We start from the raw sequence: 16819 nt of genomic DNA, 5'->3' as shown, positions 1-16819 counted from the left end.
CGTCTCCTTCTCCTGTGCGTTATTGCTTTGCCGGCGCGCGCTCAGACCACGAATGCCGCGCGCCATTGTTCGATCTGTTCGTCCGCGTAACCGAGTTCGCGCAAGATGGCCTGCGTATGCTCGCCCTGCTCGGGCGCAAGCCGCGGCGACGCTTCGCGCGGATAGCGCGAGAGCCGGAACGGCTGGCCCACGAAGGCGACCTCGCCTTTGCCCGGCAACTCGACCGGCCACGCCATGCCGAGATGCTTGACCTGCGGGTCCTCGAACACCTCGTCGATGCGGTGAATCGGGCCGCAAGGCACGCCCGATTTAATCAGCACTGCAGTCCATTCTTTCGTCGTCCGAGTCTTGAAGACTTCGCCCACAGCGCGGTTCACGGCGTCGCGGTTGGCCACGCGCGCCGGATCGGAATCGAAGCCCGCGGCGCGCGCCAGATGTTCGAGGCCGAGCGCCTCGCACAACCGTGTCCACATCGTCTGGCCGATGGCAGCGAGATTCAGGTAACCGTCCTTCGTTTCGAACACGCCGGTCGGCACCGTGAGCGGATGCTCGTTGCCTACCTGCTGCGGCACCTTTTTGTCCACGAGCCACTGTGCGGCCTGAAAATCGAGCATTGCGAGCTGTGCCTCCAGCAGCGAGGTTTGCACCCACTGGCCTTCGCCCGACGCGTCACGCTCCAGTAGCGCGGTGAGAATCGCCATCGCGCAGAAGTGGCCCGCGCACAGGTCCGCGATTGGGATGCCCACGCGCATCGGGCCTTCGCCCGGCTTGCCCGTCACGCTCATGAGGCCGCCCATGCCCTGCGCGATCGAATCGAAACCCGGCCAGTTCGCATAGGGACCGTCCTGGCCGAAGCCCGAGATGCTCGCGTAGACGAGGCGCGGATTGATCGCCCGCAGCGCGTCCGGGCCAATGCCGAGGCGGTCCTTCACGTCGGGGCGGAAGTTTTCGATGAACACGTCGGCGCGGCGCACCAGCTCGCGGAGAATCCCGCGGCCCGCGGGGTCCTTCATGTTCAGCGTGAGGCTTTCCTTGTTGCGATGCAGGTTTTCATAATCGGCGCGATTGTGGTCGCGGCCGCCGATCATGTCGTCGCCACCTGGCGCTCCGGGCGGGATTTCGAGCTTGATGACGCGTGCGCCCATGTCCGCGAAAAGACGCATGGCGGTCGGGCCCGCTCGCACCCGCGAGGCGTCGATGATCGTGAAGCGTGACAGCGCGCCTTTACAGGCGGTGGCCGCACCCTGGTCGTGCTGGGTGTCCTTGTTTTCTGCGCTCATGGGCGTTTTTCCTCAGGCCGGAGTGAACATCGGAACCGGATAGCCGCCATCGCTCGGCTCGAACACGACCTGCACGCGCTGGCCGATGGCGAGCGTGGCCGGGTCGCAGTCGACGATATTGCTGAGCATGTGTACGCCTTCGTCGAGCGTCACATAGGCCAGCGTGTAGCGCGCCTCTTCCTTGCCCATCGTGCTGCACGAGTAGATCGCGCCTTTGCCCTTCGACTCGACCCACTCCGTGTTCGCGCTCAGGCAATGCGGGCAGATGTCGCGCGGGTAGTAGTGCGTCTGGCCGCAGTCGGCGCAGCGCTTGACGAGCAGGCGCCCATCCTTCGCCGCTTCCCAGAAAGGCATCGCCTCGGGCAATACGCGCGGCGGCGAAATGCGGCGCCGGCCGGTGGCCGCGGCGGCCTTGGCCGCCTTTTTCGTAGCAGGGTTCTGATTAGTCGTACTCATCGTTAAGCCCGTTCCAAAATGAGCGTTGCGGCCGTATGACGCGAAGCCAGTGCGCCGCCGATTCCGTTCGCCAGTGCGATATCGCAGTTCGGCACCTGCACGGCGGGGTGCGCTTCGCCGCGCAACTGGCGCACGGCCTCGATCACCTTCGTGACACCGCCCCGGTTCGCGGGGTGGTTGTTGCACAGGCCACCGCCATCGGTATTGAAAGGCAGCTTGCCCACGCCCGAAATCAGGCCGCCGTCCTGCACGAACCTGCCGCCCTCGCCCTTCTTGCAGAAGCCGAGGTCTTCGAGCTGCATGAGCACGGTGATCGTGAAGCTGTCGTAGAGCGACGCATACTTGATATCGGCGGGCGTCAAACCTGCTTCGGCGAACGCTGCCGCGCCTGACCACTTCGCCGCCGACCACGTGAGGTCGATCTTGCCGCCGCCAGCGTGCTTGGGCGCTTCGCCCGTACCGCGCACCTTCACGAGCGGGCGCTTCAACTGCTTCGCGATCTCGGGACGCGCCACGATGAGCGCGCCGCCGCCATCGCTCATCACGCAGCAGTCCAGACGATGCAGCGGGTCAGCCACCATCGGCGAGTTCACGACGTCTTCGACGGTCACGACGTTGCGCAGCATCGCGTTGGGGTTGTGCTGCGCGTGGTGGGACGCCGCGACCTTGATCCACGCGAGTTGCTCGCTTGTGGTGCCGTACTCGTACATATGGCGCTTCGCGACCATGCCGTACAGATTCTGTGTGGCCGGGCCGAACGGCAGCTCGAACTGCACTTCGGGCGCGTCCGGGTCCGGCGCCTTGAGCGAAAGCGCTGCGCCCGCCGCACGTGGGCGGCCCGCAAGCGTGATCAGCGCGATATCGCAGCGGCCGGCCGCAATCGCTTGCGCCGCGTGCGCGACGTGCAGGATCGGCGCGGACCCGCCGCATTCGGTCGAATCGACGTGGCGCAGCTTCAGGCCGAGGTATTCGGCAATGGTCGTCGTGCCGAGGCCGGGCGCATCCCCCGCGCAGAAGTAGCCGTCGATGTCGTCTTTCGTCAGGCCCGCGTCTTCCAGCGCGCCCTTCGCGACGTCGGCGTGCAGGCGCGCGACGGAAAGGTCGTCCGCTTTGCGCGTGGGGTGCTCATAGGCGCCGACGATACAGGCTTGTCCGTTCAGACTCATTCGGATTCCTTATCGAGTCGTTGCGCCGTAAAGCGGTTCAGATGCCAGGTGGCGTCACCGTAGGTCATGTTGATCGCGAACATGCGCTTTGCGTAGTGGCCCGCGCGGCACTCTTGCGTCATGCCCATCGCGCCATGCAGCTGAATCGCCCATTCGCCCGCGTTCTTGCACACATCGCCGATAAAGGCCTTGACGGCGGAAACAAAGCGGCCACGGCGCGCCGGGTCGTTTTCATCGACGGCCATGGCCGCCGCGCACGCCATCGACTTGCCCTGTTCGAGCGCGATCAGCATGTCGGCCACGCGGTGTTGCAGCGCCTGAAACTTCGCCAACGGCGCACCGAATTGCGAGCGCGTATTCAGGTGCTCGGCGGTCAGTTCGAGCAGCGCTTCCAGCGCACCGACCGACTCTGCGCACAGCGCCGCGTTCGCGCGGTCGAGCGCGGCTTCGATGAGCGCGTGCGCTTCGCCGGCCTCGCCGATCAGGTCGGCTTTGGTCACGACCACGTTGGCGAAGCTCACGTGGGCCGCTTCGCGTGCGTCGATCGTCGCAAAGCGGCGCAGCGTGATGCCTTGCGCTTTGGCGTCGACGAGGAAAAGCGAGAGGCCATGCATGTCGCCGCGCTCGCCCGAGGTGCGCACGGCTACCACGAATGCGTCGGCGATCGCGCCGTCGAACACGAGTGTCTTGGTGCCGTCGATGCGCCAGCCGTCGCCCGTTTCCTTCGCGCGCACCGCGATGCGCGCAAGCTCGTAGCGCGCATCGGCTTCGCCCACCGCGAGCGCAAGCACCTTCTCGCCGCACGCGGCCGCTTCGAGCCATTGCGAGCGCTGCTGCGCGCTGCCCGCCGCGCCGATCAGCGCAGCCGCCGGCAAGCCGCTCGACAGCCAGCCTGCGCCGCCCAACGCGCGGCCGAGTTGCTGCGCGACGAGCATCGTTTCCACCGCGCCGTAGCCGCTGCCGCCCTGTCCGGCGTCGATGATGAGGCCCGTGATGCCGAGTTCGGCGAAGCCCTGGCGGCGGTGTGCCGCAAGCGCCGCGTCTTCGGTGTCGCCGCGCCGGTGCGCGGGAAACTCGCCGTCGCAGAAGCGGCGTACCGCGTCTTGCAGCGCGACGTGATCTTCAGTCAGAGAAAAGTCCATGTTTATTCGTGTCCCGCTTCAGGCATTGAAGAACGCGCGGCTGATCAGGTTGCGCTGCACTTCGTTCGTGCCGCCGTAGATCGACAGCTTGCGTGCATCGAAGTAGTTGGCCGCGACGGCAACGGTCTCTTCCGGGCTCGGCGGCTCGTGGCCCGCCTGGTCGAGCAGCGCGGCTTCGTCGAACGGAATGCCGTCGGGCCCTGCGACTTCCGCGAGCAGCGCGTAGATCGCCTGGCGCAGCTCGGTGCCGCGCACCTTGAGCATTGACGCCTCTACCGCCGGCACGGGGCTCTGCTGGTTTGCGCTCAGCATGCGCAGGCCCGTGAATTCGAGCGCCATCAACTCGATTTCGAAGCGGCTCACGCGCGCCTCGAATAGCGGATCGCCGGCGAGGCCCTGCTGCTTGCCAAGCTGCTTGACGCGCGCGAGCTGCTGCTTGCAGGAGCCGATGCCCGCAATGCCGGTGCGTTCGTGGCCGAGCAGATACTTGCCGTACGACCAGCCCTTGTTGATCTCGCCGACGAGGTTCTCGACCGGCACGCGCACGTTGTCGAGATAGACCTCGTTGAGGTCGGTGCCGCCTTCGAGCATGCGAATGGGGCGCAGCTCCACGCCCGGCGACTTCATGTCGATCAGCAGGAACGAAATGCCTTCCTGCGGCTTGGCGGTCGGGTCGGTGCGCACCAGCGCGAACATCATCTCGCACCAGTGCGCGTACGAAGTCCAGACCTTGTGGCCATTCACGACGAAGTGATCGCCATCGCAGTCTCTGGAAAGCACGGCGGTGGTGCGCACGCTGGCGAGGTCAGAGCCCGCACCCGGCTCCGAGAAGCCCTGCGCCCACCACGTTTCGCTGCGGCGGATTGCGGGCAGGTAGCGCTCTTTCTGCTCGGGCGTTCCGAACGCATTGAGCACAGGGCCCAGCATGTTGATGCCGCTCGCGATGATGCGCGGCGCGCCGCCAACGAGCGTTTCCTCGTCGAAGATATAGCGTTGCAGCGGCGTCCAGCCAGGGCCACCGGCCTCCTTCGGCCACGACGGCGTGATCCAGCCGCGCTCGTACAGATGCGTGTACCACTCGACATAATCGGCGCGCTCGATGCGCAGGCCCAGTTCGGCCTTGCGCTTGAGTGCGGGCGAAAGGTTCTTCTTGACGAACTCGCGCACCTCGGCGCGAAACGCCTCGTCCTCTGCGGAGAATTCCAGTCTCATTGATTCATTGTCCTTATTAGTGATGTGCGCCGCTGTTTGCGCCCTGCGAACCGCACACGACGAGTGCATCGAGCGCGAGCACACGGTCCGGGTAGGCAACGAGCGGATTCACATCGATCTCGGTGATCTGCGGGTTCGCGCGCATCTGCGCACCGATCGCGTCCACGGCCTTCGCGATGGCGGCCACGTCCACACCTTCGGCGCCGCGCACGCCGTCGAGCAGCGCGGCGGCCTTCAGGCGGCGCAGCTCGACCACGATGTCGGTTTCGGCCATGTCGGCGGGAATCAGGCGCACGTCCTTGAGCGCTTCGATCCAGATGCCGCCCAGGCCGACCAGCACGACGGGGCCCCATTCGGCGTCACGCCTGGCGCCCACCACGAGTTCGAGACCGCGCGGGCCCATCGCTTCGACAAGCGCACCGTCGAGCCGCAGCTCGGGGCGATGCGAAGCCACGCTCGCGTGCAGCTTGTCCCAGCCGGCGCGCAGCGAGGCCGCATCGGCGAGACCGACCACCACGCCGCCCACGTCGCTCTTGTGCGGCAGTTCGCTCGCCTGCGCCTTGAGCACGACCGGATAGCCGATTTCATCCGCAATCTTCTGCGCTTCGTCGATCGTCTTCGCGAGTCGCCCCGGCGGCACCGGCAGACCCGCTGCGGCAAGCCATTGCTTGCCCTGATATTCGGCGTAAATACCGTTCGCCGGCACGGCGCCCGGCAGCGCGATCGCGGCTGGCTGCGCCGTTTGCGCGCGCTGCGCTCGCTGCAGCGATTCGCCGTAGGCCGCCACGCGTGCGCAGGCGCGCAGCGCGCGGTCCGGCGAACGGAAGAACGGCACGCCGCTCGCGGCAATCGCTTCGATGAAGAACGGCTCCAGCACGTTGTTGTCGCCCATTACCGCAAGCACCGCGGGCTTGGTGGCGCGCGCGAGCGCGGGCACGAGGTGGTCGGCCTTGTCGCGCTGCGCGATGGGAGGGCCGCCCATGATCGAGAGGACGAGGCTGCCGATGTTCGGGTCGGCGAGCACCGTGTCGATCAGTTCGCCGATCAGGCCGGGGTTGCGCACGCCGATCGTCGTGTAGTCGAGCGGGTTGTCGGCCACGGCGAAGTCCGGCAGCAGTTCGGTGAGCTTCCCGAGCGTCGGCTCGGTGAGCGGCGGCAGGTTCAGACCGATGTCGTCGGCGAAGTCGAGCGTAATGTTCTTCACCGCGCCCGATGCCGTCATGACCGCCGTACCCGCTGCGGGCGGCACCGGGAAGCGCGCGAGGACCGTCGTGGTGTCGAACAGTTCATCGAGCGAATCGACCACCACCACGCCTTCGCGCGCGAGTAGCACGCTCGCCGTGGCATGGTCGCCTGCGAGCGCGCCGGTGTGCGACTGTGCCGCTTCCCGCGCTCGCGCGCTCTTGCCCGGCATCAGCATCACGATCGGCTTGCCTGCCGCACGCGCTTCGCGCGCCAGCGCGAGGAAAGTCTGCGGGCGGCGCACCTGCTCCGCATACACGGCGATCGCAGTCGTCTGCGGGTCGGCGATGAACCACGCGAGATAGTCCTCGATGCCAAGCACGGCTTCGTTGCCGGTCGAAACGGCCGCCGTGATCGGCTGGCCGCGGCCCATGAAGGCGTCGCGCAGGTTCGCGGCCATCGCGCCGCTTTGCGCAACCACGCCAACGCCCTTGCGACCCGCGCACGGATATGGCGCAAGCGCCTCGAAAGTGACCGGCACGCCGGCCTGGAAATTGGTGAAGCCCATGCAGTTCGGGCCGATCAGCGCGATGCCCGCGGCGTTCGCGGCCTCAGTGAGCGCCTGCTGTTTCGCACGGCCTTCCTCGCCTGCTTCGGCGTAGCCCGAAGCGAAGATCACCGCCGCGCCCGCGCCGCGCGCGCCCAGCGTGCAGACGGCGTCGAGCACACCGGCTTCCGGAATGCACAGCACCGCGAGGTCGATGCCTTCGGGCAGCGCGTCCACGCTCTTCACGCACGGGCGGCCGTTGATTTCCTCGCTGCTGCGCGACACGAGATGGATCGCGCCCGCAAAGCCGAAACGCTCCAGGTTCTGCAGCACGAAGTTGCCGAACGAGCGGGGATCGGCGGAAGCACCGACGATCGCGATCGAGCGCGGCTTGAGCACGCGTTCGACGGACAACACGCCGCCTGCTTCGGAGAGTGACTTACTCATCAGTCATGCCTCTTCTTGATTGCGATCCCGGCACTGGCAAACCAGGATCAGTTCGATTGAGAGTCATTCTGGCATACCACAACCTCTTTCTCAATACACCAGAGGCACATTTACCAGGTTAGTGTTTTCCCCTAACAGCACCCACCCGGGCCACCTATCAAACGGCATCTAATTGATTTTAATGCCTTTTAATTGTCGCTCGACGTACATCCAGCAAACGGCGCGACCGTATAAGAAAAACGCCGCCTTGAATGCCACAACATCATGTTGGTATATTTAAGCCATCCGAACCCCAACGACCGTCCTTTCCATGAAACCTGTAGCCGACCTGACCGCCGAACGCGACGGCGCAGCGCCCGCCCATCCGGCAGCCGCGCCCCGTATGCGAGCGAGTCTCGCGAACGACATTCGCGAGACGCTTCAGGCCGAGATCGAAACTGGCCAGCTCGCGCCGGGCATGCCGATCGACGAGCGTGCGCTCGCTGCGCGCTTCAACGTGTCGCGCACGCCGGTGCGCGAAGCGCTTCAGCATCTCGCGGCGCGCGAGCTCGTGGTGATCTCGCCGCGCCAGGGCATGACCGTGGCGCGGCTGTCGATCGCCAAGGTGCGCTCGATGCTGGAGTACATCGGGGAACTGGAGGCGCTGTGCGCACGCTTTTGCGCAAGGCGCGCGAGCGACACCCTGCGCGAGGCGCTCGACCGCGCGCTGATGGCGTGCCAGCAGGCCGCAGTGGAAGGCGACGCCGGCGAGTACGCACGCGCCAATGCGCTTTTTCACGACACGATCTACGAAGGCAGCCGCAACGAGTGCCTCGCCGACCAGATTCGCGCCGCGCGCCGCCAGTCGGCGCGCTACCGCGTGGCCGACCTGCGCAACCGCAGCCAGATCAGCCGCTCGCTCCAGGAGCACTTCGAGATCGCGCGCGCCATCCAGGCCGGCGACGAAGCGAAAGCCGCCGAGGTGATGCGGCGTCACGTTCCCGCGGGCACGACCGGCTTTTCCGAATTCCTCGCCGCCGTGCCACGCCACTTCTTCGACTTCGGCACCGACTGAGATATCCAGTCATCCTGAATAATCCATACGGAGACACCATGCCCCGCTCCATCGACGTCCCAGGCCTCTCGCATAACGCCCCGATTCCGGTGGGCGCCCGCGTGGCCAACGTGCTGTGCTCGTCGGCGATCGCCGGCAAGGACCCGGCCACCGGCAAGCTCGCCGCCGGCCCCGCCGACCAGGCCCGCCTCGCGTTCGACAACCTCGAGCGCTTTCTCGACGCAGGCGGTGCGACGCTCGCGGACGTCGTGAAACTCACCGTCTATGTGAAAGACGATAGCGTGCGCGAACACATCAACGCGCACTGGCTCGCCTTCTGGCCCGACCCGGCGCAGCGGCCCGCACGCCATATCGTCGTGCACGACCTGCAGCACGGCATGGCTCTTCAGCTCGAAGCAATGGCCGTCGCGCCCTGAACGCGCGGCCTCCACCACCAACGTCAAGCAACGCAGCGCATCCCTCCATTTATTGAAAAAGGTTCCAACGTGATCATCGACTCCCACGCCCACGTCGTCATGCCACCGCAAAGCTTCCGCTACATGGCGGAGCTCGTTGGCGGCCGCGCCAACCCGTCGACCAACCCGAACATCCCGGATGAAGCGGTGCGCAAGCAGGCCGAGGAACTCGTGCGCAGCATGGACGCCGTCGGCACCGACGTTCAGTTCATCTCGCCGCGCCCCTACCTGCAAATGCATTCGGTGAAGCCGGCGCGCGTGACCGAGCTGTGGACGCGTCACTGCAACGACCTGATCAAGCGCTTCGTCGACATGTTCCCGGACCGCTTCCGTGGCGTGGCCGGCCTGCCGCAGTTCATGAACGAATCGCCCGCCGAAAAATGCGTGGCCGAACTGAAGCGCTGCGTGAATGAACTGGGCTTCGTCGGCACGCTGCTGAACCCCGATCCGACCGAAGGCGAGGGCCCCGCGCCGGCCGGCCTCGGCGATCCGTTCTGGTATCCGCTCTATGAAACGATGACGGCGCTCGACGTGCCCGCACTGATCCACTCGGCCGGCAGTTGCAGCCCGCGCGAGTCGTACACGCTGAAGTTCATCAACGAAGAAAACATCGCGGTCATTTCGCTGCTCGAATCGGACGTGTTCCAGAAGTTCCCGAACCTGAAGATCGTGGTGGGCCACGGCGGCGGCGCGATTCCCTACCAGATGGGCCGCTTCCGTTCGTGGGCCGTGCGCCGCAATCATCCACAGACTTTCGACGAACAACTGCGCAAGCTCTACTTCGACACCTGCAACTACTCGAAAGATTCGATCGAGCTGCTGCTCAAGGTGGCCGGCACCGACAACGTGCTGTTCGGAACCGAAAAGCCGGGCACGGGCAGCGCGCGCGACCCGATCTCGGGCTGCGACTACGACGACATGAAGCCGGTGATCGAAAGCATCGAGTGGCTCACCGAGGAACAACGCAGGAACGTGTTCGAGTGCAATTGCCAGCGCGTCTATCCGCGTGCGTTCCGCCACTATCAGGAGGCCTGAACATGGCCATGACCGCTGAAGAAAACGATCTGCTCACGCGCGTCGAAAACGGCGCGCCGATGGGCGAGATGATCCGCCAGCATTACTGGATCCCTGCCGTGCCGTCGGCGAAGCTCGAAGCGGATGGCGCGCCCGTGCTGGTTCGCCTGCTTGGCTCGAACTACGTGGCGTTTCGCGGCACCGACGGCAAGGCCGGCGTGATCGACGAGCTTTGCCCGCACCGCAAGACCTCGATGATGATGGCGCGCAACGAGAATAACGGCTTGCGCTGCATTTTCCACGGCTGGAAGGTGAACGTGGAAGGCCAGGTGGTCGAAGCGCCGAACCAGGTCGGCGACCAGGCGCAGTTCTGCAAGCGCGTGAAGACGAGTCAGTACGGCGTGGAGGAGCGCGGCGGCATCGTCTGGATATGGCTCGGCAAGGGCGGCGAGAACGCCGGGCCGCCGCGCTTCCCCGACCTGCCGTTCACTCAGCTGCCCGCCGGGCAGCGCTCGGTCACCTGCGTCGAAGTGCCGACCAACTGGGTGCAGGGCGTCGAGGCGTCGATGGATTCGTCGCACGTGGGCGTGCTGCACGAATCGACCACGCAGATCACGGCTGGTGGCGGCAACGAACGCATGCACATGACGAAAGCGCTCGCGCCGCGTCTCGAGTTCGAGGACCGGCCATACGGCTATCGCTACGCCGCGCTACGCGATTTGCCCGACGAAAAGGTCTATGCACGCGTCAACAATTTCGTGATGCCGTGGTACGGCATCATCTGCGCGCCGGACTCGAACGGGCCGAGCACGGTGTTCTTCTCCACGCCCGTGGATGACGTCACGCACCGCGCCTGGTTCGTGCACTTCAACCCTACGCGCAAGCTCGGCATGACGGTGATGTCGGCTACGCCGGATGTGTGGAACTTCCCGCCGCTGCCGCCGGGAACGCGCGAAACCGGCTTCGGTCAGAACCGCGACCTCATGAAGCGCGGCCACGCCACCGGCTTTCACCAGCACCTGGGGACCGAAGACTTCGCGATGTTCCTCGGCCAGGGCCCGATTGCGGACCGCACCACCGAGCAACTCTGCTCCGCCGACGGCGCCGTGCTGCGCGTGCGCGGGCTGCTGCTCAAGTCGGCACGCGAGTTCATGGCCGGCAAGACGCCCACGCTCGCCGACAACCCCGAACTCGACTACTCGCGCGCGATCTCGATCGGCGGCGTGCTGCCGGTCGGTTCGGACTGGCGTTCGTTGACCGATGCCACGTAATCGTATGCAATCCTACGTACGCGACCGAATTACACCCGCATAACACCGTATCTCCGGAATGACTTCGATGCTTGCTCCCCTGCTGCTCACGCTGCGCGTCGCGGCGATCGACACCCCGACTTCGCTCATCAAGTCGTATACGCTCGAAGCGGCCGACGGCGCGTTGCTGCCCGGCTTCGAGCCTGGCGCGCACCTTCAGGTCGAGATCCCGTCCCCGACGGGCGGCGTACCGCAGTGGCGTTCGTATTCGCTGATCCATCTCGATCCGTCCGTCGATCCTCGCGGTGGCGTTCCGGCCTACCGGCTCGGCATCCGCCGCGAGGACGAAGGCCGCGGCGGCTCGCGCCACATGCATGCGCTGGAAGTGGGCGCCACGCTCAACGTGCGCGCGCCGGTCAACCACTTCCGGCTCGCCGCGCCGCCGCGCGTGCTGCTCGTCGCGGGCGGCATCGGCATCACGCCGATCGTCTCGATGGCCAGCGCCCTCGCCGCACAGCAACGCGAATTCGAGCTGCATTTCAGCGGCCGCACGCTCGAGGCGCTGCCCTTCGTCGATGAACTCCGCGCGCTCGCGGGCAAAAGGCTCGTGCTGCACGCCGACGACGATCCGGCTACGCGCCTCTCGGTCGACGCGTTGCTCGACGGCGCTCAGGTGAACCAGCCGATCTACGTGTGCGGACCGGCGGGCATGATCGAAGCGGTGCTTTCAGCGGCGCGCCAGCGCGGCTGGCATGAATGTGATCTGCACTACGAGCTGTTTGCCGAGGCCGTGGCGCACGAAGGCGACGCCGCATTCGAAGTCGAACTGAAGTCATCGGGCAAATGCTTCACGGTGCCCGCCGACAACTCTCTGCTCGATACGCTGATCGAAAACGGCGCCGACGTGATGTATGACTGCCGCGCCGGCTACTGCGGACTGTGCACGACCAAAGTGAGCAGCGGCGAGATCGAGCATCGCGACGTCTATCTCTCCGAGGCGGACAAGGCCAGCGGCAAGGTCATGCAGGTTTGCGTGTCGCGTTGCAAGAGCGGCCGCCTCGTGCTCGACCTCTAACACTTTCCACGCAATTCAAGCGGAATCCAGAATGAGCAAAATCCTGGTTACTTATGAACTCGACGGCCCGGTCGCCCTGATCGGCCTGAACCGCCCTGACAAGCGCAACGCGATCAACGAAGACGTGATCGCCCAACTGCGCGCCGCCGTCATGCGCGCGGGCGAAGAAGCCGACGTTGGCGTGCTGTTCGGGCACGGCGGCAATTTCAGCGCGGGTCTTGACCTGCGCGAAGCGCTTGCGCGCGCAACCGGTGAGACCGCGGCCCCGCGCAAGCGCCGCCGCCACTCATGGCACGAAGTGTTCGACATCATTGCGCGCGGACCGATTCCTTTCGTCGCGGCGCTGCACGGCGCCGTGGTGGGTGGCGGCCTCGAGCTCGCGACGGCGGCCCACGTGCGCGTGGGCGACTCGACAGCGTTCTTCGGCCTGCCCGAAGGCCAGCGCGGCATCTTCGTGGGCGGCGGCGGCACGGTGCGCATTCAGCGCGTGATCGGCTACACGGTCATGGCCGACCTCATGCTCACGGGGCGCCTGCTCTCGGCCGAAGAAGGCTTACTCGAGCACGTCATCACGTATCTCACGCCGCCGGGCGAAGCGCTCGCCAAGGCGAAGGAGCTGGCCGCGAAAATCGCCCAGAACGCGCCCGATACGAACTGGCGCATCACCAACCTGCTGCCGCGCGTGAACGATCTTTCGCACGAGGACGGCCTCTTCCTTGAATACATGAGCTCGAATATGGCGCGCTCCCCCGAAACCGCGAAGCGCCTGCAGGCGTTCGTGGATGGCAAGGCGAAGCCGCTCGAGCGCCCCGACACCCGCAAGACCACGGCATAACGACAGCGTGAGGCGCAACGAATCATGAATGCATCAAACGAACTGAATCCGCAGGAAGCGATCGCGCGCGAAGCGGCGCTCGCGCACGTGAAGGCTGCCGAGAAGACAGCCGCGCAAATCCCGGTCGGCGACGCTGCGCCGCGCCCGGTCGCGCAGGCCGCCGTGATCGGCGCAGGCACGATGGGTGGTGGCATTGCGATGGCGCTGGCCGCCGCGGGCATCCCCGTGACGCTGATCGACGCGAACGAGGAAAGCCTCGCGCGCGGCCTCGCCCGCATTCGCGACAACTACGAAAACAGCGTGAAGCGCGGCAAGCTCGACGCCGCCGTGCGCGACGAGCGTCTCGCGCGCATCACGGGCTCCCTCTCGATCGCCGACGTGAAGAACGCCGACATCGTGATCGAGGCCGTATTCGAAGACCTCGCGCTCAAGCAGGGCATCTTCCGCGAGCTGGACGTGCACGCGAAGCCGGGCGCCGTCCTCGCCACCAACACCTCGGGCCTCGACATCGACGAGATCGCCGCCGTTACCAAGCGCCCCGCCGACGTGGTGGGCGCGCACTTCTTCAGCCCCGCGCACGTCATGCGCCTGCTCGAAGTCGTGCGCGCCGCGCAAACCGCCGACGACGTGATCGCCACGCTCATGGATCTGGGCCGCCGCATGGGCAAAGTGTCGGTGCTCTCGCGCATCTATCCGGGCTTTATCGGCAATGCGCTCTTTCGCAACTACAACCGCGAAGCGCACTTTCTTGTCGAAGACGGCGCGCTGCCACACGAAGTGGATGCGGCGCTCAAGGCGTTCGGCTACGCGATGGGCATCTTCGCCGTGCACGACATGGCCGGCAACGACGTGGGCTACCAGACGCGCAAGGCGCAGATGGCGACACGTCCCACCGACCGCCGCTGGAACGATCTCATCATGAAGCTCGTGGAAATGGGCCGGCTCGGCCAGAAAAGCGGCAAGGGCTGGTATCGCTACGAGGCGGGCAGCCGCGAGCCGCAGCGCGACGAAGAACTGGAGCGCTTCATCGTAGAAGAATCGGAACGCATGGGCATTACCCGCCGCCCGATATCCGCCGGGGAAGTCGTCAAGCGCTGCGTGTACGGCATGATCAACGAAGGCGCGAGGCTGCTGGAACAGGGTATCGCGCTGCGTGCGAGCGACATCGACGTAGTTTACGTGACGGGCTACGGCTTTCCCGCGCACCGCGGCGGCCCGATGTACTACGCAGACCAGATCGGCCTGGCGAACGTCTATCGCGACATCCAGCGGCTCCATGAGGAGTATGGCTACTGGTGGAAGCCCGCACCGCTCCTGGAAAAGCTCGCGGCGGAGAACGGCCGCTTCGGCGATCTGTGACGCAACCGCGGTCCCGCAGCCGCCGCGCGTACGCGCACGGCGGCCGTTACGGCGCCCGGCCGAACGGGCGACGCTTTCACTCTTCGCCCTGCTCGGCGTCGAGCGACCCGGCCTCGGCCGAAGCCGTTTCGCGCGCGTGGCTCATCGGCGCGTCGTTGAAGAACTCGGCCGGCAAGGTGGCGAGGAACTCCGAGAAGCCCGCGTCGCCGCCCGGCGAATGCTGCGCCATGACTTCCTCGGCGGTCGCCTCGTCGCCCGAAAGCAGCGCTTGCGCGAGGCGCTGGTGGTCGGCGATCACCTTCTCCCGGCGGCTCGGCGCCAGAAACAGCTTGGGGCGATAGCGTGAAATCAGGCGTCGGATCGCCCGGATCTGCTCGGCCAGGTAGTCGTTGTGGCAGGCCTGACAGATCACCTCATGGAATTCGGCATTGCTGCGCGCAAAACGGCGGGCGTCGCTCTGGTTCAGCGCTTCCACGCCTTCGTCGATCGTGCGCTGCAGTTCCACGCGCTGCTCGTCGTTCATGCGGCGGGCGGCCAGGCGCGCCGAAACGGCTTCCAGCTCGTGCAGCAGTTCAAGCATGTTCCGCAGCTGCGGGACCGTCATCTTTGTCACGAACACGCCCTGGCGCGGCACGATCTGCACATACTGCTGCGCGGCAAGCTGCTGCAGCGCCTCGCGAATGGGCGTGCGCGACACATTGAAGCGCGCGGCGAGCGCGCGCTCGTCGAGCGCGGCGCCCGGCACGAGTTCGCCTCGCTCGATTTCCGATTCCAGGAGCGCCTTGATTTCGGCGGACCGGCTCAGTTTGGGTGGCAGACTCATTGAATGGCTGACAGTGGGTTCGAAGGGCCATATCGGCGGCTTGCAACTGCCGATGGCGTTTAAAATCCATATGATACCGTCAGGTATACCAAACGCCCAACTGTGTGTTACCCCAATGAAAAGGGAATGATCGAGTCGCCGGCGGGCATCCGTGCGCGCGGACAGCAACTCAACCCGCGCAAGAGAGTGGCATTCTCCTTACCCCGGCTTGGCGCCCCCAGGGCTTCGCGCGCGAATGCCCGCCAGGTCCATGAGGTCCTGGCGGGCATGTAGACAAACGGTTTGAACCGGCCGACCTGTCGAGTAGGATTCCTTAAAAAAGCGCCGGCACCCAGAAACTCAATCCAGCTACCGGCGCGTCGCGAAACGATTAGAAAGTGTGTCGAATACCGATCTGCATAGCCAGCTGGTTGGCCGTGGTCGATGCGAGGTTACCGTACAGCGAGCCGCCAGCTCCCGGAACCGAGTACGGCGTCGAAACGAGGAAGCTGTCCGCGAACTTCTGCCCTGCGAACGCATGCTGGAATACGCCGAACATGTAGACGTCGGTGCGTTTCGAAAGGTGATAGTCCACGCCGGCGCTGTAGAGGTCGTACTTGCCAAGGCGGTGCTGGTCTACATAAGTGAACCCGCCGCCCACCGTGAGCATCGGCGAGATCCTGTAGCTCGTGCCGACCTCGTAGGCGTTCACCGTGACGACACCACGCGGGCTCTTCGACGCATTCGTGTACGTGTACAACCCATTGACCGACCACGCATCGTTCAGGTTCACCATGCCGCCAACGGCAACCGTGTAGATCGACTCCGCGTCGAGCGCAACCTGCGCCATCGTGCCGACGCCGCGCGTTGCGTTGCCGCCGTCCGTCTTTGTGATCACGGCAGCCATCGAGTACGGTGCGTTGAACGTGCCGGTCGGGCTGTACTTGATGCCGCCGCTAATCACGCGCGGGTTACCGGTCGGCGTGCCGCCGAAAGCGCCTGCGATATTGCTGAAGCCGTACATCACGCCCGCGCCGAAGCCATGCCAGTTAGGCGTTTCGTAGCGCACCATGTTGCTCACCGGCTCGCCCGCGAGGCGGTCAATGTCGTAGGCGCCGTGGAACGCATACGAAGGCGCGAACTGCGCGACGTTCGTGTAATAGGAGATGTAGTCGTAAATGAAGTCGTAATCGTAGCCCGCGATCAGCGTACCGAACCTGTCGCTCGACAGTCCCACGAAGGCGCGGCGGCCGAACAACGCGCCGCCGTGGCCCGCGGCGCCGGTGTTCAGCGAAAAGCCGTTCTCCAGCGTGAAGATCGCCTTCAGTCCGCCCCCCAGATCCTCCACGCCTTTCAAGCCCCAGCGCGACGCCTGGTTGATGCCGTCATCCATTTTCCAGAGCGAATGACCGCCCGCGTTGCTCACATAGGTGAGGCCATTGTCGATAATCCCGTACAGCGTCACGCTGCTTTGCGCGTGCGCGCCACCCGCCATCACGGCCGCTATCGCGCCCGCCAAAACCTTCTTCTTCACTTGACGATC

The 16819-nt window shown here is 65.7% G+C and carries 15 protein-coding genes; 7 read left to right on the top strand and 8 right to left on the bottom strand.

The window, feature by feature from the left end; translation table 11 throughout:
- Nucleotides 1-41: 41 nt before the first annotated feature.
- From AB3X99_RS12495 to AB3X99_RS12470, 6 genes are read right to left on the bottom strand one after another with little or no spacing between them, the layout of a single operon-like run.
- Entirely contained in the window at nt 42-1280 is a 1239-nt protein-coding gene (locus AB3X99_RS12495; RefSeq protein ID WP_368617082.1) for a CaiB/BaiF CoA transferase family protein, read from the bottom strand.
- A 12-nt stretch (nt 1281-1292) separates the two neighbouring features.
- The gene (locus AB3X99_RS12490; protein WP_368617081.1) at nt 1293-1736 is read right to left on the bottom strand and encodes a Zn-ribbon domain-containing OB-fold protein; all 444 of its coding nucleotides are present in this window, start codon (nt 1734-1736) and stop codon (nt 1293-1295) included.
- 2 nt (nt 1737-1738) lie between these two features.
- A complete protein-coding gene (locus AB3X99_RS12485) occupies nt 1739-2902 on the bottom strand; it encodes a thiolase domain-containing protein (protein WP_368617080.1) in 1164 nt (387 codons plus the stop codon).
- Nucleotides 2899-4044 (bottom strand): acyl-CoA dehydrogenase family protein, encoded by a 1146-nt coding sequence (locus AB3X99_RS12480; RefSeq protein WP_368617079.1) that lies wholly within the window; start codon nt 4042-4044, stop codon nt 2899-2901. The genes AB3X99_RS12485 and AB3X99_RS12480 overlap by 4 nt, the downstream gene beginning before the upstream one ends.
- Before the next feature lie 18 nt (nt 4045-4062).
- Nucleotides 4063-5256 carry an acyl-CoA dehydrogenase family protein gene (locus AB3X99_RS12475; RefSeq protein ID WP_368617078.1) on the bottom strand — a complete coding sequence of 398 codons (1194 nt, stop codon included), beginning with the start codon at nt 5254-5256 and terminating at the stop codon, nt 4063-4065.
- A gap of 16 nt (nt 5257-5272) precedes the next feature.
- On the bottom strand, nt 5273-7432 hold the full coding sequence (locus tag AB3X99_RS12470) for an acetate--CoA ligase family protein (protein ID WP_368617077.1): 2160 nt from the start codon (nt 7430-7432) through the stop codon (nt 5273-5275).
- A 310-nt stretch (nt 7433-7742) separates the two neighbouring features.
- Between AB3X99_RS12470 and AB3X99_RS12465 the strand changes: the two genes are divergently transcribed.
- From AB3X99_RS12465 to AB3X99_RS12435, 7 genes are all read left to right on the top strand, one after another.
- Nucleotides 7743-8486, top strand: a complete 744-nt coding sequence (locus tag AB3X99_RS12465; protein WP_256094894.1) for a GntR family transcriptional regulator — start codon at nt 7743-7745, stop codon at nt 8484-8486.
- Between the two features lie 38 nt (nt 8487-8524).
- Complete coding sequence (locus AB3X99_RS12460; protein WP_069266747.1) at nt 8525-8902, top strand: RidA family protein; 378 nt, start codon at nt 8525-8527, stop codon at nt 8900-8902.
- 69 nt (nt 8903-8971) lie between these two features.
- Nucleotides 8972-9976: an amidohydrolase family protein gene (locus tag AB3X99_RS12455; RefSeq protein ID WP_368617076.1), complete on the top strand. Its 1005-nt coding sequence runs from the start codon at nt 8972-8974 to the stop codon at nt 9974-9976.
- A 2-nt stretch (nt 9977-9978) separates the two neighbouring features.
- Entirely contained in the window at nt 9979-11226 is a 1248-nt protein-coding gene (locus AB3X99_RS12450; RefSeq protein WP_368617075.1) for a Rieske 2Fe-2S domain-containing protein, read from the top strand.
- 67 nt (nt 11227-11293) lie between these two features.
- A complete protein-coding gene (locus AB3X99_RS12445) occupies nt 11294-12280 on the top strand; it encodes a 2Fe-2S iron-sulfur cluster-binding protein (RefSeq protein ID WP_368617074.1) in 987 nt (328 codons plus the stop codon).
- A 31-nt stretch (nt 12281-12311) separates the two neighbouring features.
- Complete coding sequence (locus AB3X99_RS12440) at nt 12312-13115, top strand: crotonase/enoyl-CoA hydratase family protein (protein ID WP_368617073.1); 804 nt, start codon at nt 12312-12314, stop codon at nt 13113-13115.
- A gap of 24 nt (nt 13116-13139) precedes the next feature.
- The gene (locus AB3X99_RS12435; RefSeq protein WP_368617072.1) at nt 13140-14474 is read left to right on the top strand and encodes a 3-hydroxyacyl-CoA dehydrogenase NAD-binding domain-containing protein; all 1335 of its coding nucleotides are present in this window, start codon (nt 13140-13142) and stop codon (nt 14472-14474) included.
- Nucleotides 14475-14550: 76 nt separating this feature from the next.
- Here the strand turns inward: AB3X99_RS12435 and AB3X99_RS12430 are convergent, their stop codons facing one another.
- Both AB3X99_RS12430 and AB3X99_RS12425 read right to left on the bottom strand, forming a co-directional pair.
- Nucleotides 14551-15297: a GntR family transcriptional regulator gene (locus AB3X99_RS12430; protein ID WP_368617071.1), complete on the bottom strand. Its 747-nt coding sequence runs from the start codon at nt 15295-15297 to the stop codon at nt 14551-14553.
- 370 nt (nt 15298-15667) lie between these two features.
- Nucleotides 15668-16810 (bottom strand): porin, encoded by a 1143-nt coding sequence (locus AB3X99_RS12425; protein ID WP_342947213.1) that lies wholly within the window; start codon nt 16808-16810, stop codon nt 15668-15670.
- Nucleotides 16811-16819: the final 9 nt, after the last annotated feature.

The organism is Paraburkholderia sp. BR10882 (genome assembly GCF_040948855.1).
Lineage (GTDB): Bacteria > Pseudomonadota > Gammaproteobacteria > Burkholderiales > Burkholderiaceae > Paraburkholderia > Paraburkholderia nodosa_A.
This window is presented reverse-complemented; position numbering and strand designations above follow the sequence as displayed.